The following is a 252-nucleotide window of genomic DNA, read 5'->3' on the forward strand; positions in this document are numbered from 1 at the left end:
TCCGCAGTAGCTCAGTGGTAGAGCTATCGGCTGTTAACCGATCGGTCGTAGGTTCGAGTCCTACCTGCGGAGCCATACAGAGAAGTACCCAAGTGGCTCAAGGGGCTCCCCTGCTAAGGGAGTAGATCGCTAACGCGGTGCGAGGGTTCGAATCCCTTCTTCTCTGCCATACATATTGGCCCGTTGGTCAAGTGGTTAAGACACCGCCCTTTCACGGCGGTAACACGGGTTCGAATCCCGTACGGGTCACCA

At 56.3% G+C, this 252-nt stretch carries 3 tRNA genes; all 3 read left to right on the forward strand.

The features are described 5' to 3' along the window. The 3 genes from AC0IXC_RS29265 to AC0IXC_RS29275 all read left to right on the forward strand — a co-directional run bounded on the left by AC0IXC_RS29265 (position 1) and on the right by AC0IXC_RS29275 (position 252). Positions 1–75 (forward strand) — tRNA-Asn (locus AC0IXC_RS29265). A 3-nt stretch (positions 76–78) separates the two neighbouring features. After that, a tRNA-Ser gene (locus AC0IXC_RS29270) sits at positions 79–169 on the forward strand. 8 nt (positions 170–177) lie between these two features. Further along, a tRNA-Glu gene (locus tag AC0IXC_RS29275) sits at positions 178–252 on the forward strand.

This window comes from Bacillus sp. AC266 (assembly GCF_979253805.1).